This window comes from Streptomyces sparsus, from assembly GCF_054776295.1.
The window spans coordinates 1-1,218 of the sequence record NZ_BAAHCA010001214.1 but is presented as its reverse complement, the minus strand read 5'-3'; the positions used below and the strand labels follow the sequence as shown (position 1 = coordinate 1,218).

The 1,218-nt window shown below is 74.4% G+C and carries 1 protein-coding gene; it reads left to right on the top strand.

From position 1 onward, the window contains the following. Positions 1–214 precede the first annotated feature (214 nt). Positions 215–1,218: hypothetical protein (locus ACYVE9_RS27480; RefSeq protein ID WP_461030596.1), on the top strand; the 1,004-nt coding region annotated here is incomplete at its 3' end.

The following is a 1,218-nucleotide window of genomic DNA, read 5'->3' as shown; positions in this document are numbered from 1 at the left end:
CCGCTTCCGCCGCCGGCGCGATGGGCACGGCGGCGGGTCGAGCGGACCGCGATCCGCGCTCGTCGGCGGCCGACCGTCCCGTCACCCTTTGCACACGCGTGCTCACCCATGCCCGGTAATCCCCGCAGTGCCACCCGTACGAATGAAACGTCACAGCACCAGTGGTTCGGCAGCGCGTACGAAAACTAGCGTCGTCGCCGGAGGTGATCGCACGATGACAGCCTGTGCGATGGAGACGTCCGCCGACGGCGGCGGAATTTCGGTGACCGGCCGGTGCACGATCTCGGCCGACGGTTCCTACGCGGCCCGACTCACCACCTCGGGCGGCGACTGCTGGTACCCCGAGCGCTGGACGCTGGACGGTCCGGAGCCCTACGCGGTGGCCCTGCCCGGCCACCAGCCGGAGGAGCCGGACAGCGAGGTGCTGCCGCTGGCCGACGGCCGGGTGCTGCTCGTCCGCCGCACCGGGCAGCTGTACCGGCCGGTGCTGCTCTACCCGACGGGCGGCGGCACCGGCGAGGTCCCGCTCGGCACCCTGGAGTGCGAACGGCTGTCGCTGCTGCCACCGGCCCCGGACGGGCTCACCGGCTACGCCCTGGCCCGCGGCCCCCGCTCCACCACGGTCTGGCGGCTGACCGGCGGTGCCTTCGGCCCCGAACCGGTGGCGACGCTGTCCGGGTGGTGCTCGGGCGGGGTCTGGCTGGACCGGGAGGGGCGGCTGCTGGCCCTGGACCGCATGGACGAACAGGGCCTGGTCAAGACGGTCACCGTGGACCTGGGAGGCGGCGGGCAGGTCAACCCGCTGCTGGAGATCACCGAGGACAGCAACGACCGGCTGCTGATCGCCGACCCGGACAGCGGGCTGCTCCTGCTGCGGTCGGACGCACCGGGCACCGACCGGGTGGGCTGGGGCGTCCTGGGCAGCCGGCTGCCGGTGCGCTTCCCGGAGGCGCTGCACCCGTGCGACGTCACGGTCACCCCCTTCGCGGTGCAGCCGGGCCAGGTGCTGACGCCGGAGAACTGCTCGGTGGCGCTGCGGGTGGACGGGCCGAACGGCACCTGGGCGGCGGTGTGGCAGCCGGACCGCCGCGAGCTCGTCCACCTCTCGGCGCCGCCCGGCTGGCTTCCCGGCACCGGTCTGCTCACCGCCGGCGGTGAGCTGCGGCTGCCGCACTCGACCCCGCACACGCCGTGCGGACTGGCCCGTGTGGAGCCGCT